This window comes from Agromyces italicus DSM 16388 (assembly GCF_000421545.1).
GTDB classification, from domain to species: domain Bacteria; phylum Actinomycetota; class Actinomycetes; order Actinomycetales; family Microbacteriaceae; genus Agromyces; species Agromyces italicus.
Genome location: NZ_ATXF01000008.1, coordinates 231,484 through 251,897 on the forward strand (window position 1 = coordinate 231,484; position 20,414 = coordinate 251,897).

General features: G+C 63.5%; 15 protein-coding genes. 12 read left to right on the forward strand and 3 right to left on the reverse strand.

Annotation, left to right across the window (positions count from 1 at the left end; genetic code table 11):
* Positions 1-7 precede the first annotated feature (7 nt).
* The 3 genes from brxD to H516_RS0113600 are packed head-to-tail and all read left to right on the forward strand — an operon-like array spanning position 8 to position 4,370.
* Positions 8-1,348 (forward strand): BREX system ATP-binding protein BrxD, encoded by a 1,341-nt coding sequence (gene brxD / locus H516_RS0113590; RefSeq protein ID WP_022890261.1) that lies wholly within the window; start codon positions 8-10, stop codon positions 1,346-1,348.
* Positions 1,348-3,465 carry a DEAD/DEAH box helicase gene (locus H516_RS20165; RefSeq protein ID WP_022890262.1) on the forward strand — a complete coding sequence of 706 codons (2,118 nt, stop codon included), beginning with the start codon at positions 1,348-1,350 and terminating at the stop codon, positions 3,463-3,465. Before brxD ends, H516_RS20165 begins: the two co-directional genes overlap by 1 nt.
* Positions 3,465-4,370, forward strand: a complete 906-nt coding sequence (locus H516_RS0113600; protein WP_022890263.1) for a hypothetical protein — start codon at positions 3,465-3,467, stop codon at positions 4,368-4,370. Before H516_RS20165 ends, H516_RS0113600 begins: the two co-directional genes overlap by 1 nt.
* Here H516_RS0113600 and H516_RS21855 read toward each other — a convergent pair.
* Positions 4,332-4,706 (reverse strand): transposase, encoded by a 375-nt coding sequence (locus tag H516_RS21855; protein WP_084620702.1) that lies wholly within the window; start codon positions 4,704-4,706, stop codon positions 4,332-4,334. The two genes, H516_RS0113600 and H516_RS21855, sit on opposite strands and share 39 nt — an antisense overlap.
* Positions 4,707-5,194: 488 nt before the next feature.
* Here H516_RS21855 and H516_RS0113605 point away from each other — a divergent pair, with 488 nt between their 5' ends.
* From H516_RS0113605 to H516_RS0113625, 5 genes are all read left to right on the forward strand, one after another.
* Positions 5,195-6,163, forward strand: coding sequence for an N-acetylglucosamine kinase (locus tag H516_RS0113605; protein ID WP_022890264.1), 969 nt, complete (start codon positions 5,195-5,197; stop codon positions 6,161-6,163).
* Positions 6,164-6,698: 535 nt separating this feature from the next.
* Entirely contained in the window at positions 6,699-7,721 is a 1,023-nt protein-coding gene (locus tag H516_RS0113610; RefSeq protein WP_022890265.1) for a LacI family DNA-binding transcriptional regulator, read from the forward strand.
* Positions 7,722-7,960: 239 nt separating this feature from the next.
* Positions 7,961-9,235 (forward strand): ABC transporter substrate-binding protein, encoded by a 1,275-nt coding sequence (locus H516_RS0113615; protein ID WP_084620704.1) that lies wholly within the window; start codon positions 7,961-7,963, stop codon positions 9,233-9,235.
* A gap of 152 nt (positions 9,236-9,387) precedes the next feature.
* Complete coding sequence (locus H516_RS0113620; protein ID WP_033197223.1) at positions 9,388-10,188, forward strand: carbohydrate ABC transporter permease; 801 nt, start codon at positions 9,388-9,390, stop codon at positions 10,186-10,188.
* 16 nt (positions 10,189-10,204) lie between these two features.
* Positions 10,205-11,044, forward strand: a complete 840-nt coding sequence (locus H516_RS0113625; protein WP_022890268.1) for a carbohydrate ABC transporter permease — start codon at positions 10,205-10,207, stop codon at positions 11,042-11,044.
* 231 nt (positions 11,045-11,275) lie between these two features.
* Here H516_RS0113625 and H516_RS22425 read toward each other — a convergent pair whose 3' ends face one another.
* Positions 11,276-11,635, reverse strand: a complete 360-nt coding sequence (locus H516_RS22425) for a hypothetical protein (RefSeq protein WP_169513525.1) — start codon at positions 11,633-11,635, stop codon at positions 11,276-11,278.
* Between H516_RS22425 and H516_RS20170 the strand changes: the two genes are divergently transcribed.
* From H516_RS20170 to H516_RS0113645, 4 genes are read left to right on the forward strand one after another with little or no spacing between them, the layout of a single operon-like run.
* On the forward strand, positions 11,525-12,715 hold the full coding sequence (locus H516_RS20170; protein WP_342663208.1) for a DUF4091 domain-containing protein: 1,191 nt from the start codon (positions 11,525-11,527) through the stop codon (positions 12,713-12,715). The genes H516_RS22425 and H516_RS20170 overlap by 111 nt on opposite strands.
* On the forward strand, positions 12,712-15,639 hold the full coding sequence (locus H516_RS20175) for a glycoside hydrolase family 2 TIM barrel-domain containing protein (protein ID WP_022890270.1): 2,928 nt from the start codon (positions 12,712-12,714) through the stop codon (positions 15,637-15,639). Before H516_RS20170 ends, H516_RS20175 begins: the two co-directional genes overlap by 4 nt.
* A gap of 57 nt (positions 15,640-15,696) precedes the next feature.
* Positions 15,697-17,046 carry a GH1 family beta-glucosidase gene (locus H516_RS20180; RefSeq protein ID WP_022890271.1) on the forward strand — a complete coding sequence of 450 codons (1,350 nt, stop codon included), beginning with the start codon at positions 15,697-15,699 and terminating at the stop codon, positions 17,044-17,046.
* The gene (locus tag H516_RS0113645) at positions 17,027-18,547 is read left to right on the forward strand and encodes an aldehyde dehydrogenase family protein (protein ID WP_022890272.1); all 1,521 of its coding nucleotides are present in this window, start codon (positions 17,027-17,029) and stop codon (positions 18,545-18,547) included. Before H516_RS20180 ends, H516_RS0113645 begins: the two co-directional genes overlap by 20 nt.
* Before the next feature lie 1,561 nt (positions 18,548-20,108).
* On the opposite strand, the gene H516_RS0113650 is transcribed toward H516_RS0113645, so the two are convergent.
* On the reverse strand, positions 20,109-20,414 hold a 306-nt coding region (locus H516_RS0113650), incomplete at its 5' end, for an integrase core domain-containing protein (protein ID WP_022888494.1).

Here is a 20,414-nt window from a genome sequence, read left to right on the forward strand (position 1 = left end):
GTTCGAGATGGCTGTTAGTCCACGCCGCCGTCAGGAGATCGTCGACGCGTTGCGCCGAGGAACGGTGCCGCAACGCGGACTCGATGTGATGGCCGTCGGACTTGACCGCTTCGGGCCGACGATCAACGCCGAGCTCCAGGTCGTTTCGAACGGCGGGGCGCAGTTCAAGGCGGTGCGCGGTGAGTACGGCTCAGGCAAGACCTTCTTCGCCCGTTGGCTGAGCGAGACCGCGAAGGCTCAGGAGTTCGCGGCGGCAGAGATCCAGATCTCTGAGACCGAGACCCCCTTGCACAAGCTCGAGACCGTGTATCGGCGAATCATCGAGAGCATCTCGACCGCGTCGGCTCGGCCCAGCGCATTCAAAGAGATCGTCGACAACTGGTTCTTCAACCTCGAAGGCGATGTTCTCGAGGCAGGTGTCGACGCCAGCGACCAGAGCGCCGTCGCTGCAGCTACTGACGACCTCATCGCGAAGCGGCTTGCGAACGTGAGCAAAACCGCGCCGGCTTTCGCCGCCGCCCTGCGCGGCTATCGCGTCGCGATCGAGCGAGGCGATGGAGCCGAGGCCGAAGGGCTGCTCGCGTGGCTCGGCGGCCAGCCGCACGTCGCGTCGAGCGTTCGCCGGTACGCCGGCGTCAAGGGCGAGCTCGACCACTTCGGCGCCCTCGGATTCTTGCAAGGGCTCCTCACGGTCCTGCGCGACTCCGGCTATTCGGGTCTCGTGGTCATCCTCGACGAAGTCGAGACCCTGCAGCGCGTGCGCTCGGACGTGCGCGAGAAATCGCTCAACTCACTACGGCAGCTGCTCGACGAAGTCGACGCCGGACGCTTCCCTGGGCTGTACCTGCTCATCACCGGCACGCCCGCGTTCTACGACGGACAGCAGGGAGTGCAGCGTCTCCCTCCGCTCGCGCAACGAATCGAGACGAAGTTCGAGACGAACGCCCGATACGACAACCCGCGCGCGCCCCAGCTTCGACTCACCGGATTCACGCACGAGTCACTGCACGAGTTAGGGGTGCGCATTCGGGACCTCTACGCAGATGGTGCCGACAACGGTGATCGTGTTGCTGAGTCGATTGATGACGACTTCATCACCGACTTCGCCGCCAAGATCGCCGGGCAGCTCGGCGGCAAGGTCGGCATCGCTCCGCGTGTGTTCCTCAGGCAGCTCGTAGACGTCATGGACAAGGTCGACCTGTTCGAAGACTACGATCCCCGCCGCGAGGCGCTCGGTGAGGCCGCTGCCCTCACCGCGCTGACCGAGGAAGAGCATGCCGCAGCGCGGCGCGGCGACGTGGGCGCCGTCGTGCCTGCCGGTGTCGATGACATCGACCTCGGCATCTGATGCCCGGTCTCGGCCTGCACTCGGCGATCGAGTATCACGTCGTCAACTCCCTCGGTTGGACGTCATTGCGGCCGTTGCAGGAAGCATCCGTCATCCCTATTCGCAGCGGAACCGACTGCTTACTCGTGGCGCCCACCGCCGGCGGAAAGACTGAAGCTGCCGTCTTCCCGCTGCTCTCGAACATGATGGATGCCTCGGGGCAGGGCCTCACTGTCATCTACGTCACGCCCCTGAAAGCACTACTCAATAATCTGCTGCCGCGGTTGACGAAGTACGCCGATTGGGGCGGGCGACGCGTCGCGCTGTGGCACGGTGACGTCGGCGAGGGCGAGCGACGCCGTATCCTCGCTGAACCGCCGGACATCCTGCTGACCACTCCGGAATCGCTCGAGGCGATGCTCGTCTCGCGGCGCGTGTCTCACCACCGGCTGTTCCAGCACGTTCAAGCGATCGTCGTCGACGAGGTGCACTCGTTCGCGGCATCCGATCGGGGCTGGCACCTGCTCGCGGTGCTCGAACGGCTGCAGCGGATCGCGGCGCGACCGATTCAGCGGATCGGCCTCTCGGCGACGCTTGGCAATCCCGACGAGGTGTTGCAGTGGCTGCAAGGGTCCAACGCTTCGCGTGGGGCGCCGGCCGAGGTCGTGCGGGATTCGAGCACGATCGCGCACCCGGAGGTGACGCTCGACTACGTGGGGTCGTTGGAGAACGCCGCCGAGATCCTGTCGCGGTTGTTCGTGGGGGAGAAGCGGCTCGTTTTCTGCCAAGCACGCGCGCAGGCGGAGGAGCTCGCCTACGAGCTGCGGGTACGCAACGTGACAACCTACGTCTCGCATTCGTCGCTGTCCGTCGACGAGCGGCGCATCAGTGAGCAGGCGTTCGCGGAGGCGCGCGACTGCGTGATCGTCGCCACCTCGACGCTTGAACTCGGGATCGACATCGGCGACCTCGACCGGATGATCCAGATCGACGCGCCGTTCTCGGTTTCGGCGTTCTTGCAGCGACTGGGGCGAACCGGGCGACGGCTAGGGACGTCGCGTAACGCGCTCTTCCTGGCGACCGATCTCGACGGATTCGCACGGGCCGCAGGATTGCTGGTGTTGTGGTCGCGTGGCTTCGTGGAACCGATCGTGGCTCCGCCGCATCCTCGACACATCGCGGCACAGCAGTTGCTTGCACTCGCGCTGCAAGAGGGACGGATTCCCGCCGCGGGCTGGCAGGACTGGTGGGCCGGCTGCGCCGTCATGGACGAGGCGGACGAGGTGCTCGAGTACCTCGTTGCCGAAGACTTCCTCGTCGCTGACGGTGACTTCCTCATGATCGGCCCGACCGCGGAGCGTGCCTTCGGCCGCCGAAACTTCATGGATCTGCTGTCGTCGTTCATCGCTGATCTCGAAATCCGCGTGCTCGAGGGCACGAAGGAGATCGGCTCGGTGTCGCCAATCGCGCTCCCGAAGGACGTTGCAGACGGGCTCCGCCCGCTGCTGCTCAATGGTCGCGCCTGGCGCGTCGACGGCGTCGATTGGGAGAAGCGCCGTGCACAAGTCACCGCGCACGCCGAGAAGGGCAAGGTTCGCTGGTCGAGCGAGTCGATCGCCGAACCGTTCGAGCTCGTCTGTGCGCGCCGCGACATGTTGCTGGGGGAGGACCCGCCGGTGACGCTGTCGGCGCGCGCGGTACGGCAACTCGAGAATCTCCGCGCTCTGCGCACTGATGATGTCGATGCCGAAGGTCTTGTGCTCCACAGGGGCGCGAAGGGAGCCACGCTCTGGGGTTTCGGCGGCCTTCGGGCGCACGGCACGTTGATCGCAGCACTCGGGGAGACCGCGGCAGAGGCGGTCGCCGACAACGAGATGATCCGCTTCCCAGATGGCATTACGGTCGCGGAACTGCGGGCGGCGGGCGTTGAGGCTGCGCTACCGGCTATGTCACCGGAGGCGGTCGCAGGACTGAAGTTCTCAATGGCGCTACCAGTCGAGATGGCGACGGCGACGCTGGCGGAGCGGTTCATGGATCGGCCTGGGGCGAGGAGCGTCGTGGACAGCATGATCGTGATCGGTGAAGGATGTGACTACGGCTGCAGCCCATCACGGCAGACTGAGGGGACCAACATCTGATGACGGGCCGCGAGGAATTGGACGATAACGATCAGATCGCGGACGACCAGGACGATGACCTCGTGCTGCCGGAGCGACTCGCCGATTCGCTGCAGCGTGCGATCGCGCCACACACTGAGTTGTTCCTCCGACAGGCGCGTGAAGCGCTGACGCCAGCCCTCGCGTCGATCGCGTCAATGTGGACGCCACAGTTCAAGTCGATCGCCAAATCCGTGAACGCCTACCTTGAACTCAGCCTCGCTCCCTACTTCGACCAGCTGCGCGAAACCCTCAAGCGATTCGAGCCCCAGCTTGAGCGGGACTACCCCCGCAACTGGTGGGGAATCAAGAACTTGGAATCAGTACCACTCGAAACACTGGTGCTGGAGGAAGGCCTTCCGCTCGCGTGGGTGCCCGAACGCCGCGTTCTCGAGCTCCTTCTCGCCGCTGGCGGCCCGCGGGAACGGCGGGCGATCATGCAGCGCAACCAACGAGGCATCATGCGCGACTGTCGAAGGTTGTTGGCTGCGATCACGAGCGCCGAAGGTCGGCGCGCTGCGGCCTATGTCACCGAGGCCATCGACGCCATGGAAGCGGGCTACCCGGCGGCCGCGCAGGCCCTTTCGATGAACTTCATCGACACGTTCGGCCGAGCGCACATCGAACGGTGGGGCCACCACACCGCAAAGAACGGTCGCCCCGTCGTCGAGAATCTCACGATGCGTGATGCGCTCGTCATTGGTGCCTGTTGGCGGAGTCATGCCAACTATCGACCTGGTGAGCCTGTACCAAGAACCCTTAGCCGACACGCGACAGCGCACGGGGTAGGCGCACGCCAGTACACGAAGATCAACGCACTTCTCGCCGTCATGCACGCCTCCGCGCTCTTAAAACTGTTGGAGGTCGAAGCGTTTGCGAGCAGTTGATCGCCGTCCATAGACGCAGCTCGTTCCGGTTGGCGCAGTGCCTCCTCGTTCACGCGTTCCGGGGTTCGTGGACCAGATCTGTCGCCAGTGCCGGGTCGGGAACGTGGCGAACGCGAGGAGGTCATCGCGGGCGCCCTCGAGCATCTGCGCGGCTTTCGTGTGGGCGCGTGCGAGCATCCGGACGACGTCGGCGAGCTGTGTGGCCACGTGCTCTTGCTCGGGTTGGGGCGAAGATCGTGCGGATGATCCACGCGACCATCTCCTGCCTACCTTGGGCACGATTGCCAGGACGTTGCGCTTGAAGTGGATGATTGCCGACGTCGGCAGAAGACTCACTTGATGCGTGGATGTTTATTGGTCGTTTATCGATTCGAGCTCGCCCGAGGCGAATCGAGGTGTTTCGATAGACTGTTGGCGGGTTCGACGAGAAGAACCTGATCAGGTCGAGATCTCCCGAGGCACTGCGAGGTGTGCTGGGCCTGGGGCCTGTGTCCTGCGTAAGCCATCGGTCACGGGTTCAAGTCCCGTCCGCCCTACAAATAAGCTTCTCATCTGGGTTTTAACCGCCGAATTTGGCATGCCGCAGGCGGCATTTGGCGCACAGTTCGTTCATGCTGATGGTGCACGAAGGTCCTCGACTGACCTAGGCTCTGCTCGGTTGAGTTGGACGGAATTGGAGTGCGGCGTTGGTGCCCACGGCGAATTCGGGATGTACTCACTTGGGCGCGTTCACGCGCCCGGCGGCGAGCCCCAACCATGCCACACGGCGACATCGGTTCCCAGGGGATCACCGGCAACCACCACAACACGAAGGGGCGACCCGCATGAGCGCTCTACTGGCGATCGACGCCGGCCAGACCGGCATCAAAGTCCGGGCAGCTGGGCAAGACCATGTCTTCCCAGGAATCTGCACCAGCCAACCTCTGCTGCCGCAATTGGCGGCGGTCGCGCTCGCTGCGATCGAACGTGCCGGCGTACCGGTCTCGGTGGTCGCTGCTGGCGTCTCTGGACTTACGTCGCAGGAAGCGGATGCCGCGGCGCTGCTCGCCCTCCTCCGCGCTGCCGGTGCACGTGAGGTGATACTTGCGCACGACTCGACGACGTCGTTCCTCGGAGCGCTTGGCGACGCACGTGGCGCCGTGGTCGCCGCCGGCACGGGTGTCGTGACGCTCGCGGTGGGTGCATCCGCGGTGGCACGCGTCGACGGCTGGGGCCACCTCATCGCCGACGCCGGCAGCGGATACTGGATCGGACGCGAAGCGCTCGACGCCGTAATGCGCGAGTTCGACGGGCGAGGCCCCGCAACGGCACTGCGGGCCGTCGCCGAGGGACGCTGGGCTGACCTCAACCAGGCCTACATCGATCTCCAGGCCGACCCGGACCGCGTGAGCGTCATCGCCTCATTCGCCAAGCACGTCACACGGCTGGCGTCCGAAGGTGACACCGTCTCTCGGAACATTACGGCGAAGGCGGGCGCCGAGCTCGCCCACAGCGTGGAGACCGCATTACGTAGAGTGTCCGATGCGCATCGGGAGCAGTCATCCGGGTCGGAATCAGGCGTCCCCACCCAGTACTCGGTCTGCGCGATCGGCGGCGTATTCCGTTCGCCCGAACTACGCGAAGCGTTCGAGTCGCACATCACAGCGAGCCCGTTTGACGTCGCGATCGTGGAGCCGCTCGGCCAAGGGATTGAGGGCACGGTCGCCATCGCGAATCTCGGCAAGCTGCATATCCACTGGCGCCGGATGTCTCAATCGCACGCGTCTGAGCCACTGTCGCACATCCCCGAGTGATGCCTCCCGCTTCGGGTGATCGCGACGACATCCTGACGGCACTCGGCGGGGTAGGGCTCAAGCACGGCGTAATTCCTCCCAAGAGTGATGAATCACCACATGTTGGGAGTCAACCGAAGCTGCAGCAGTCCCATCTGCTCGCACGTCGGCTCGAGGTCACGCATCTGCTGCCCGGACGCCGGCAGAAGGGTCCGCAGTTGCCGACGAGGCGCAGGTTCATGACCGGACTGTAATTTACCCGGGCCCGCACAGGCAGACCCATGAATCGTGAAGGCGACGCTGATGGGTCCGTCGTGTTCGGATTGTTCCGAGCTCCGGTGCCGATCGAGATAGATGACCCATCGACGGAGTGAAGCGCTTTCGAGTCACCGCCGTCAGTTCATGTCGGTCGATGATCAGTCTCGTCGCTACTACGATCGATCCCAGACATCCCACCCGGCGATGCCACCCGTATAGAAGCGGCAGACAACCGGGGACGGTTCAATGTCCTATGGTTCGAGTGCAGGAGCTATCGCAGCACGGATGGGACTTCGCGATGAACGATCTGAACGACAGACCGCCGAAGCAGTCCACGATCTACGACGTGGCGAAGCGAGCGGGTGTGTCGCATCAGACGGTGGCGCGCATCGTTCGTGGTTATGAAGGGTTTCGGCCCGAGACCCGGGAGCGGGTTGCCGCCGCCATCGCGGAACTCGCGTACGTGCCGAACGTCACTGCTCGGTCTCTCGCAACGAAACGGCCACGGCGAATCGCCGCGTTGACGTACGAAATGGATCAGGTCGGTCCGAACGAAGTGGTTCGAGGGGCATCGCATGCAGCGCGTGAGGCCGGCTACCTGCTCGATATCGTCACGCTCGAGCTCGAACGCGATGACTCGATCGACGAAGCCGTCGACCTGATCAACCAGCAAGACTTGGCCGGAGTGATCGCGCTCATCCCCACCGAACACATTGCGGACGCAGTCTCGGCCGCGCACTTCCGAGTTCCATTGTTCATGGATCGGAGCGACTCGATTCAGAACCCCGAGAGCGGTCTCGATCTCGGTGCGGCGGGCGTACACGCCACGACGCAGCATTTGCTGTCGCTCGGTCATTCGCGCCTGTTCCACATCGGTGGCCCAAGCGAGTGGCTCGCGAGTCGAAGCCGTCTTGCAGCCTTCGAGTCAGTGATCCGAGCCAATGGGTTCGAACCGGTTGGAGCCAGATTCGGCGGATGGTCGGCGAGCTCGGGGTACGAGATCGGTCTCGGACTGCCGGTAGACGAGCTGACGGCGGTGGTAGCCGCGAACGATCAAATCGCGCTCGGCGCCATCCATGCACTTCGTCAGCGCGGCATCCGCGTGCCAGAGCAGCTCAGCATAACGGGCATCGACGACATTGCCGAGGCGGCGTACTTCTGGCCGCCACTCACGACTGCGAAGTTGGACCTGGAGAGCGTTGGCAGGCGCGGTGTTCAACGACTCCTCACCGTGATCGACCCAGAAGAGGTCAGGACGATCACAGATCCGGCGCCGGCCGAACTCCGCGTGCGCAAGTCGACGGCGGCACCCCGCACCTGATTCGCACGGCGAATCCGACGGATGGCGTGCGTCATCCATGTGCAGCCGATGACCCGGTTCTGGCGATAACAGATTCATCACAGTCCCGTGCGGGCTGCACAGGGTCTTGCCACAGGGGGCCAGCGCGACTAGCGTTGCCCACGCAACGTTACCGGTAATCCTTTCTTCCGGTGAGCCGCTGCAACCGTTTCAGATGCCACATCTCACCAGCACATGCTCGCTCGAAGAGGAGAAGATCCATGGGAACCAAGATCAGGACACGATTGCTGTTGTCCGCCGCGGCGCTGTCAGCGACGGCTCTCGTCGTCAGCGGGTGCAGCTCGGGCGGTGACGCGGGAGCCGGCGACGTCGAGTCCCTCAATCTTTGGCTGCCCACTCCGTTCGGTGCGGAAAGCACGAGTGTGGAGTCGGACGCGTGGGATGAGATTCTCGCGCCGTTCGAGGAGGAGCAAAGCGTTGATGTCGACGTGACGCTGATTCCGTGGGCCGACTACGAGACGAAGTACCTGACTGGCGTCTCCAGCGACGACGGCCCCGATCTCGGATACATGTATGGCGAGATGATGGGCGACTACATCGTCAACGGTGCAATCGTGCCGTTCGACGAGTACCTCGATCCCGCCGCGGTGGAGAACATGCTCTACGTCGATCAGGGCAAAGTCGATGGCGAACAGTACGCGCTGCCGTTCGTCGTCGGCGGTATGCGGATCCTCTGGGCGAACATGGACCTCCTCTCGGCAGCCGGCGTCAGCGAGATTCCGACGACGTGGGATGACTTCCTCTCGGTGTCCGAGAAGGTCACCGCCTCCGGGAAGACGGCGCTCCTGCAGTCGTGGGGTGCTCCCGACCGGGGGATGTTGAACTCCTCGTTCTTCCCGCTGCTGTGGCAGGCGGGAGGCCAGATCCTCACAGACGACGGTTCGAAGACTGCCTTCAACAGCGAGGCCGGCATCGCTGCCGCCAACTACTTGATGACGCTCCTCGAAAGCGGGGCGATGCCGTCATCGGTGACCGGTCTGACCAATGATGAGGTCAAGTCAGCCTTCTACGGCGGCGAAACCGCGTTCATGTTCGGCACCGATGGGCAATTGGGTGAGATCACCGACTCCGGGATCAACGCCGATTTCATTCCGTCGCTCGAGGGTGAACAACGTGGCACGTTCGTCGCCAGTGACTCGCTGGTCCTGTTCGACGCCTGCCCAGACAAGCAACTGTGCACCGATCTGGCGGAGTTCATCTTGTCGGGTGCGCAGATGACGCAGTTCCACGAGAACATCGTCGCCTACCCGCCGATCGGGCTGGATGAGGAGGGAGACAGTGAGAATCCATTCATCCCCGTGTACGCAGAGAACGCTGACATCCTCCACTCACTTCCTGTCGCGGCAGGCAGCGCCGGAGTGTACAACTCGCTGTACACCAACCTGCAGCAGATGCTTCTCGGGCAGAAGACTCCGGAGCAGGCGCTCGAGGATGCAGCGGGCGAGGGCGACAGCTCGCTGCAAGCGGCACAGTAATGTCAGCGCGGACCGAAGGCACTCGCCAAGTACCACTGTTGACCCGTCGGCCGCGCGCTGACGCACCCGCATCGCGGAGACCGCCGAGTCGGTGGAGCCGATTCGGCGGTCTTCCCTTCGTCATCCCGAGTTTCATCATCCTCGTCATCGTCATGATCGTCCCGATCGTGATGTCGGGATACTTCAGCCTCACCCGATACACCGTGCTCAGCCCGCCGCAGTGGGTCGGCATGGACAACTTCATCAAGCTGATCAACGACGATGCGTTCATCTCATCGATCTGGATCACCCTCGCCTACACGCTCATCTCTGTTCCGCTCCAGACGGTGGTGGCACTGGTACTGGCAGATCTGCTCGCGAAGCGCTTCCGGAACAGGTTCGGATCCTTCGTTCGAGCATCGTTGTTCATCCCGGTGATGTCTTCATTGGTCGTCGTGGCAGTCGTCTGGCGTGCACTCCTGGGAACGGACAACGGCTTCGTGAACTCGGTCCTCCAGGCGATCGGTGTGGACCCGGTGAATTTCCTCGGTGAACCGACCCTCGCACTTGTGACGGTGTCTCTCGTGACCGTGTGGAAGAACATCGGCTATTTCCTCGTGATCTACTACGCGGGCATCATGGAGGTCCCCAGCGAGCTCTACGAGGCCTCCGCTATCGACGGCGCCAATCGGCGGCAACAACTGTGGAGGATCACAGTGCCGTCGCTGCGTCCTGTCACCTTCCTCGTCGTAATTCTCGGCACGATCTGGTCATTCCAGGTCTTCGACCTTGTCTACGTCATGACCGGGGGCGGCCCCGGGGGCGCGACACGCACGATCGTCATGATGATCTATGAAGCAGGATTCCGGAACTTCCAGATGGGGTACGCGAGCGCCATGGCGATCGTGTTGTTCGGCGTGATCCTCGTCATTGCGGTCCTGCAGCGAAAGGTGATGAAGACCAGTGTCGGATAGCACAACGTCTCTAATAATGAGGAACAGCGGCGAACGCCGGCGGCGCAAGACGCCGAACGTCGCGACCGGCATCAGTGCGGTAGTGCTCATCGGGTTCGTGCTCATCGCTTTGCTCCCGTTCCTGTTCATGGCAGTGACGTCGATCCAGCGGACCACGATGATCACCGTCGTGTTCGATCCGGCGAAGTTCACGCTCGACAACTACGTGCGGGTGTTCGCCGACGGTGGCTTCGGAATGGCGCTTCTCACGAGCGTCATCGTGGTCACCTTGGCATGCCTCGTGAATGCGATCGTCTGTTCTCTCGCCGCCTACGCATTCGCCAAGAAGCCCTTTCCCGGCTCCGAGGTGCTCTTCTGGGTCTACATCGCGACGATGATGGTCCCGGGGCAGGTCACCCTCATCCCGCTGTTCACGATGATGCGCGAGCTCGGCCTGCTCAACAGCTACTTGTCGCTGTTCTTGCCGATCATCAACGCTTTCGGGGTCTTCCTCATCCGCCAGTTCATGGAGACCATCCCTGACGAGATGATCGAGGCCGCACGAATCGATGGCGCGACCGAAATGCAGATCTTCAGCCGAATCATCCTGCCGTCGATCCGCCCCGCGATCATCGCCCTGACCGTCTTCACGTTCCTCACGACGTGGAACGACTTCCTGTGGCCGCTGGTGTCGATCACCAACGAAGAGATGCAGACGGTCACACTCGCGGTTGCCAATTTGCAAGGGCGTTATCTGACCGACTTCGGGCTCGTCATGGCTGGCGCAACAGTGTCGTTCCTCGTGCCGCTCGTGATGTACCTCATCTTGCAGCGACAGTTCGTCGAGGGAATCACCTCATCGAGTGTGAAGGGCTGATCGATCATCCGAGATTCAGCATGGCGGGTCGTGCTCTGCGACTCGCTCGAGAAGGTACAGCCGTGCGGGGAACCGCGACCGTTCGATCTCCGCGTTCCGCTCGTCGGATTCCGGGGCGAGACGATGTCGTTCCAAGTGGCAGCGCTGTGGGAGGCAGACGCCGCGCTTGCGGGGAGCGCACGCATCCGTGTCGAGGTGGACACCCCGACAGATCTCGACGCGTGCATCAGCTCAGTCGAGCTGGTCCCCGTCGAGTACCCCGCTCCGCCTGGAGCAGAAGCGGGATACCTTCAGACTCGGCCCGGACTCTACCCCGACCTTCTGATGCCGGCCTCCGAACGCGGGGTCACGGCCGCGGTCGGTCAGTGGCGAGCGTTCTGGATCGATCTGATCGTCGAGCCCTTCGCGGCGCCTTTGGCCGGAGCCGTGCCTGTCCGCGTCTACGGCGGCGACCAGATCATCGCAGAACTTTCGATTCCGGTGCTGGTCGTCGGCGCCACGCTGCCCGAACTCGAGATCCCAAACACGCACTGGTTCCATTGCGACGGACTCGCCAACTACTACGGCTTCGAGGTCTTCGGTGACGAGCATTGGGCCGCGATCGATCACTTCCTCGGTGCGGCACGAGGCATCTCCGCGAACACCATTCTCACGCCGGTGTGGACGCCACCGCTCGACACCGCGGTCGACCACTACCGCACCGCCACGCAACTCATCGTCATCACCGACGTCGGCCAGGACGAATACGTGTTCGATTTCACGGCGTTGCGGCGCTGGATGGAACGGTGCCGTGCCCACGGCTTCCAATACCTGGAAATCGCGCACCTGTTCACGCAATGGGGTGCGAAGGCGACGCCCGCGATCCATGTTCAGACGGATGCCGGCCTCGAACGCCGATTCGGGTGGCACGTCGCGGCCACCGATCCGCGGTATCGGCGATTCCTCGAGCAGATGATCCCGGAGTTGCGAACGCTCCTCACGACAGAGTGGGGACTCGAGAACGTCTTCTTCCACATCTCCGATGAACCCACACCTGAGGACTTCGACGGGTATGCGGCCGCTCGTGCCGTGGTCAGCGATCTGCTGGAGGGGTGCACGATCGTAGACGCCATCAGCGACTTCGGCCTGTATAAGCGGGGGGTCGTGCCCGAGCCGGTTGCTGCCACCGATCATGCCGCCGCGTTCTTCGATGCCGGCGTGCGCCCATGGTTGTACTACTGCGTCGCGCAGGACACGAATGTCTCGAACCGCTTCATCGCGCTCCCATCGCCCCGAAATCGGGTGATCGGGGCGCAACTGTTCAAGTTCGAGGCGCGCGGATTCCTGCATTGGGGATTCAACTTCTACAACGCGGCGAAGTCGCTCACCACGATCGACCCGTTCACGGACACCTGCGCGAATCGTGCCTTCCCGGGCGGTGACCCCTTCCTGGTCTATCCGGGCCCCGGGGGGCAGCCGTTGCCATCCATCCGGTACCGGGTGTTCGCCGAGGCGATGGGTGACCTCCGCGCGATGCAGGTAGTACGAGATCACCACGGCGCGGCGCGTGTGCGAAAGATCATCGACCCCGACGGGTCTCTCGCGCTCGACGCCTTCCCCAATGACGCCGTTCATTATCGACGCGTGTTCCACCAACTCGCGCTTGCCGTACAGGAGTTCACCGAAGCATGAGCACGACACCCTTCGACGCCGTCATCGCCGAGGTGGAGACCGCGGTCGGCACAGAACATGGCCGTTCGCACCCGGACCACCTTCACCCGCATCGGGGGATTGCACCGCCACGGTCATGGTTGCGCTCGGATGCTCCGCTGCTCGATCTCGACGGGACGTGGACCTTCACCTACCATCCGGACGGTATCGACGAACCGGACAACGCCTGGCGGGAGTCGGCCGGCACCGATGAGATCCAGGTTCCAGGGCATTGGCAGACGCAGGGCTATGGCGCACCCGCCTACATCAACCACATCTACCCGTTCCCGATCGACCCACCCAACGTTCCGAGAGGTCCCGTCGGAGACTACTGGCGCACGTTCGACCTACCCAACGGCTGGGCAGGTGCCTCGGTGCTCCTACGGTTCGAAGGAGTCGACTCGTGGTTCGCCGTCGCCGTCAACGGATACGAACTCGGCCACTCGAGCGGCAGCCGGTTGCCGAGCGAATTCGAGATCGGCGCGCTCCTGCGCGACGGCCGGAACACGTTACAGGTCCGAGTATGGCAATGGTCACCGGCGAGTTATCTCGAAGATCAGGACCAATGGTGGCTCTCCGGCATCTTCCGCAGCGTGACGCTGCAACAACGCCCAGATCGAGGCATCCGCGACCTCGAGATCCGAGCAGGATACCGCGACGGTATCGGGCAGTTCTCCTGCAGCGTCGACGGCGACGTAGAGACCCGCATCAGGATCGCCGAACTCGGAATCGACGTCGCACCGGGCGAGTCCGTGACGACGCCCGTCGAACCGTGGACGGCTGAGACGCCGCGGCTCTACGACGTCGAGATCGTGGCACCCGAAGAAACCGTACGCGTCCGTACCGGCTTCAGGACCATCGCGATCGACGACGGCCTGCTCACGGTGAACGGGCGTACGATCCTCCTGCGTGGGGTCAACCGGCACGAGTTCCACCCGGATCGTGGCCGAGCGCTCACCGAGCAGGACATGCTCGATGACGTGCTCCTGATGAAGCAGCACAACATCAACGCCGTGCGCACCAGCCACTACCCGCCACATCCGCGGTTTCTCGAACTCTGCGACGAACACGGCTTGTACGTCATGGACGAGGCCGACTATGAGACCCATGGCTTCATCGAACTGGATTGGGTCGGCAACCCGTCCGACGACGACTTCTATCGCGACGCGTGCATCGACCGCATTCAACGCACGGTTGAACGCGACAAGAACTCGCCGAGCGTGATCATGTGGTCCCTCGGCAACGAAGCCGGCCGAGGGCGCAACCTCGTCGCCATGTACGAATGGGCGCGAGATCGCGATCCCTCGCGGCCGGTGCACTACGAGGGCGACCCCGCCGTATCGGACGTGTTCAGCAAGATGTACGCGACGTACGACGAAGTCGACGCCTATGGCCGCGGCGAAGTCGCTCCAGCGCTGTGGAACTTCTCCGCGGAGCACCTCGCAGGCAAGCCGTTCATCCTGTGCGAGTACGGCCATGCGATGGGCAACGGCCCCGGCAGCATCGCCATGTACACCGACCTCTTCCGCAAGCACCCTCGATGCCAGGGCGGGTTCATCTGGGAATGGATCGACCACGGCCTCCGTCGCGACGACGGCACCTACGCGTACGGAGGCGACTTCGGCGAGGTGGTGCACGACGGCAACTTCTGCATCGACGGGCTGGTCTTCCCCGACCGGACTCCGTCTCCGGGCCTTCTCGAGTACGCGATACTGATCCAGCCCCTGGGCCTGTTCGCGACGAGCAACGGCATCGGCATCCTCAACGAGTACGACCATGCCACGACGGCGCACCTTCGATATCACTGGATCCTCGAGGGCGAACACGGTGAAGTCGCCCGCGGTGACCTCGAAGTGCAATGCCTTCGCCCGGGAGAGTCCGCGACCATCTCGCTCGCGCCGATTCATGAAGCCGCGCGTTCGGCACCAGACGGAGAACTGGCCGTTCGTGTGGAAGCCGTGCTGGCCGCGTCGACCTCATGGGCCCCGGAGGGGCACGTGCTTGCTCGAGCCGAGTTCCCGGTGCGGGCACGCACGTTCGAAGTTCCTGCCGCGACCGTTCGCCCCATTCGGCGGCACGATGTCGTCGAACTCGGAAATACACGAATCGCCGCGGTGACGGGTGGCCTCCTGTCACTCGGGAACATGCAGGTCGACGGGCCGAAATGGTCGATCTGGCGCGCACCGATCGATAACGACAGCGTCCAGTCCACGGCGCCGCTGCATGCATGGCGTGCGCATGGCATCGATCGCATGGAGCATCTATTGGACGATGTGGAAGTACACGACGGCGAGGTCGTGGTCGATGCGCAGTTGACACCAGTGGACCGCGGGTTCGGATTCGCCCTTCGATATCGGTGGTCCGCCCATGACGAACTCGTCATGCTGAACGCGTCGGCGACACCAGTCGGGGTCTGGCCGGATATTCCGATTCCCCGGCTCGGTCTCGACATGTCACTGCCGAGCGGGCTCACTCGTGCAGCATGGTTCGGATTAGGGCCGGGAGAGTCGTACCACGACAGCCGATCGGCGGTCTGGACGGCTTACCACTCTGCGAGTCTCGATGCGCTTCAAACGCCATATATCGTGCCGCAGGAGAATGGACATCGCTCCGATGTCCGCAAACTCGACCTCGAGTTCGAGGACGGTGCCTCGATCCGTATCACCGGTGCGGCGCCGTTCGGCTTCACCGCGCGTCCGTGGTCGAATGCCGTCCTCGACGCTGCACGCCACCTTCACGACCTCACGGCCCATGGCGCCACATTCCTCGGCATTGATACAGCTCAGCACGGAATCGGAAGCGCTTCGTGCGGCCCGGAATCCTTGCCGCCGGCCTATCTACGTCCACGACCCGTACGCCTGGAGCTGATCTTCGAACCGGCCAGTGGCGACAACCCGACGCAATGAGACTCACTGGAGGAAATCAATGACAGTGTTCCTGGCACGTCCCGACTGGACTGACGCATGAGACTCCATCGTGCGGACTTCCCAGACAACTTTCGGTTCGGCGCTGCGACGGCGGCATTCCAAATCGAGGGTGCGGTAACCGAAGACGGACGAACTCCCAGCGTCTGGGACACGTACACGGCTTTACCCGGAACCATCGCGGGCGGCCACACGGCCGTCGTCGCCTGCGATCACTACCACCGTCTCGATGAAGACCTGACGCTCCTCGCCGATCTCGGAGCGCAGTGCTACCGCTTCTCGTTCGCGTGGACGCGGATCCTCTCGGGTGCGGACCTCACTGTCAACCGGGCGGGAGTCGACTTCTACCGACGGCTGGTCGATGGGCTGCGTGATCACGGGATCGCGCCGGTCGCGACGCTGTTCCACTGGGACCTACCACAAAGCCTGCAGGATGCTGGTGGCTGGACCAACCGCGACACAGCGAGCAGACTCGCTGAATACGCCGGTGTGGTCGCAAGAGAACTCGGCGACGGGATCGACACCTGGATCACCCTCAACGAGCCGTACAACCACATGTCCCACGGGCACATCTACGGCTTCCACGCACCGGGCCTCCGCCTGGGGCCGGAGGCTGTGCAGGTCGCGCACCACCTACTGCTCGGTCACGGGCTCAGCGTGCAGGCGCTTCGCGCCGAGAGCGACGCGGCCATCGGCATCGCGAACTACTATTCGCCGGCGCGTCCGTCGCACGAGAACGCCAAGCTGGGGCCTCGATGGGATGCCTGGGTGAACCACCTCTTCACCGACCCTATACTGCTCGGTTCATATCCTCCGGAGATCGCAGACATCGCCCCGGTCGACCGGTTCATCGAAGACGGTGACCTCGACATCATCGCCCAGCCCATCGACATTCTGGGGGTGAACTTCTATCGCCCCTCACCGCCGATCCCGACTCCCGACGGCCCGTTCCCGTTCGCGCTCGGGCAGTTCGACGGTGTCGAACGAACGGGGTTCGGTTGGCCGATCCTGCCCGATACGCTGCGCGACCTGCTGACAGGGCTTCACTCACGCTACGGCGAGCGGATGCCGCCGGTGGAGATCACCGAGAACGGCGCGTCCTTCGATGACGAGGTTCAGCACGGTGTGTGTCATGACCCCGAGCGCGTCTCCTACCTCGAGCGCCATCTGCGAGCGACACTCGACGCCATCAAGGCCGGCGTCGACGTTCGTGGCTACTACGTCTGGTCGCTGCTCGACAACTTCGAATGGGCAGCCGGATACACCCAACGCTTCGGAATCGTGCATGTGGACTTCGAAACGCTGGAACGGACCCCGAAAACGTCATACGCCTGGTACCGGAACCTGTTGACGGAACGAGGAACTGCGGATGACGCAACTCGCGCCTGACGTTCTTGCGTGGTTGTCGCGCGCTGCGGGATGGGAGCCGGAGACTCGAGCCTTCATCGACGGCGGCTATCGCGGCTTCGCTCGGTCGAGTCGATTCGAGTCGATCGCCCCCCGCGACGGGTCGACGCTCGCCCACATCGAAGACGCCGGCGTCGAATCGGTCGATGCAGCTGTCGCCGCGGCCCGAATCGCGTTCGACGACGGCCGTTGGCGCAGGATGCCATCGCGACAGCGAGCCGAGATCCTCCGTCGCTTCGCGATGCTCGTGCTGGCGCATCGCGACGAGATCGGACTGGCGGAATCGCTCGAGGTCGGCAAGCCGATCAGCGAGGCACTCGCGGCCGACGTCGGTGAGACCGCTGAGGCGCTCCACTGGTATGCGGATGCACTCGACAAGGTGCACGACGAGGTGATCACCTCACCCGAGCACACGCTGCTCACCGTGACCCGCGAGCCGCTCGGTGTGGTCGGCGCCATCGTGCCGTGGAACTTCTCCTCGATCATCGCCGCATGGAAGTTCGCGCCGGCGCTCGCCACCGGGAACTCCGTCGTGCTGAAGCCGTCTGAGCTCTCGTCGCTGCCCGCGCTGATCCTCGGACGACTCGCCACGGAGGCGGGGATCCCCGATGGGGTGTTCAACGTGGTGCCGGGGCGCGGTTCGACCGTGGGCTCTGCACTCGCGCGGCATCCCGGAATCGACAAGATCACATTCACGGGGTCGACCACCGTAGCCAGACGAATCGCCGTCGACGCGGCGACATCCAACATGAAGGCCGTCTCGATCGAGGCCGGCGGCAAATCCCCGCAGGTTGTGTTCGACGACGTCGAGGACTGGGAGCGAATGGTCGCGACCGTCGCAGGCAGCATCTTCTACAACGCCGGGCAGGCGTGCACGGCGGGTTCGCGCGTGCTCGTCCACGAATCGGTGCATGATCGGCTGCTCGAAGATCTCGTTTCGAAGGCGACCGAGTGGATGCCCTCCGACCCGCTGGCCACGTCGACGAAGATGGGTGCGATCGCATCCCGCGAGCAGTTGGACGAAATTCTCGCGAAACTTGAGGCGAATCGTTCCGGCAAGATCGTCTTCGGTGGAGAGCAGGTGGAACCGGTGCCAGGTGGCTTCTACCTCGAGCCGACGATCATCGACGGAGTCGACAGTCGGGCGTCGATCTCCCGCGAGGAGGTGTTCGGCCCGGTGCTGACGGTCTTGAGCTTCCGTGACGATACAGAAGCACTCCACGCGGCAAACGATACGGAGTATGGCCTGGCGGCGGGGGTCTGGACCGCGAACCTCTCCCGGACGCACCGAATGCTGCGGGAGCTGCGTGCAGGCATCGTGTGGGCGAATGACTACAACGCGCTCGGGATCGAGCGCCCGTTCGGCGGGGTAAAGGGAACCGGGACAGGTCGCGACAAGGGGATCCAGGCGCTCGCGCAGTACACTAGCTCGAAGACGAGTTGGATCGACTTCCGTGGCGCGCTCTCCGATGGAATGAGTTAGGCCCGGTTGCGGCAGGGATCGACGAGATTGGGCTCAGAGTACGTCGCGCGGGGGTCGCTGGCCCTCACGTTGCGCCGCGGCGAGGTCCGTAGTCCGCGGAACCTGCGTGTCGAATGCACCGGGTCCCCGCCGCTCGCCGGAGAACTCGCCCCGCCTCGACGGCCTTGCTGTACGGCAGGAACGCGGAGCACAAACACGATCGGTACGCCCGCGGTGGCGATGCGAATGCCGAGCTGGGCGCTCTCAGACTGCACGGTGCCGACGACTCCTCTTGGCGACGGGGACTTGATCGATGTGGGGGAATCGTCGCTGGTCTGTACTCGGACGGATCGTTGTTCGGCGTGGCGATATCGTCTATGACGAACGCCCTTTGGACGATCTCGAGGAATCGAATGTCGATAACTACGTGCAAAGCATGCTGCGGCTGAGAGCCTACCGATCAAGAGGTGTCCCGGGGCATGGTGATCCGTTCGACGGGACTCGGATGCGAGAGATCATCGACAGCCAATGCACCTATTGGCTGCTTCCTCTGCATCGCCCGGCTGGCGGCTCGGGGCGACGGTGGTGCGGCACTTTGGCTACGGAGAAATGACGCGACGTTCAATACGGCGGATCCCATGCATTCCGGGGCGACTCAGCGGGCGGCAAGTATGACGGCAGGTACTACTCGATGGGCAGGGCAAGCCAGGCTGCTGAGTCTGCGGGGTGAACTCGAAGCTTCTTGCGTGTGTGAGGCCAATTGAGTCCGATGCGCCGCCTGTCGTGTCGTGAGCCTGGCGGCTCGTCGCGTCGCCTCGGCGGTGAGGAAGGTTCAGGTGAGCTTCGGGCGGTTGCGGGCGAAACGCGGAGAGCCGAAGCCACTCGATACCTGCACGTTTATTGGTCGTTTATCGACTCGATCCCGGCCGAGGCGAGTCGAGTCAATTCGATAGACTGGTCGCAGGTTCGACGAGGAGAACCTGATCAGCTCGAGATCACTCGAGGGATCTCCAGGTGTTCGGCTAGGGGAGTAGTGCCCGGTCTAAGCCATCGGTCACGGGTTCAAGTCCCGTCCGCCCTACCGATCCAAATTGCCGATTGATCAGGCATTTAAAAATCATACCTCTACCGGAATGTGGCAAACGCGGGCCCGGAGCCGCCTATGGATCGTGCCGGAAATAGCTCTGATCGGGGCTTTTGCTCGGCATTTGAATTCAAGTCCAGTAGATTCGCGGTTCAAGTGCCCCTATTCTCGAAGTTGGCTCTGATCAGGGCTTTCTTTATGGTCCATCTGCAGTTTGGCCGGGTACACGTATATTCAACGAGTATTCCCTGTCCTCGCAGCCGCGTTCAACCTGCCACGAGCCCAAGGTCGATGAAACGAACACGCTGTCGCAGAAGACGGGCCTGTGCGGGGGTCTTTCCCGAGCAGGGTGAACGGGAACTCGAATCCCGGCATTCGAGCGAGCGCCGTGCTAGCCCAAAAATTGACGGCTACTCAATGGCTTGCGCGCGGCCGACAGGTGTGTCTCGACAGTCGCGGTGTCTGGCTGTGTGAACCGTCCCAGGTTTGATGCCGCTGTTATGCGGGTTGCGGCTCTCGGGTGAGTGTCGCGTAGTGGGCAGCCTCGTATTCGTTTGGGCTGACCATGCCGAGGCTACCGTGGAGCCTGCGGTGGTTGTACCAGTCGACCCAGCCGGCGGTCGCGAACTCGACGTCCGCGATCGTCTTGTACGGGCCGTCGTGGAAGATCGTGGTGCGGATGCACTCGGCCTTGTACAGCCCGTTGATCGTCTCCATGAGCGCGTTGTCATACGCGTCGCCGACCGTCCCGATCGACGGGGCGATCTGCTCCAACGCGAGGTGATCGGTCAGCACGATCGATGT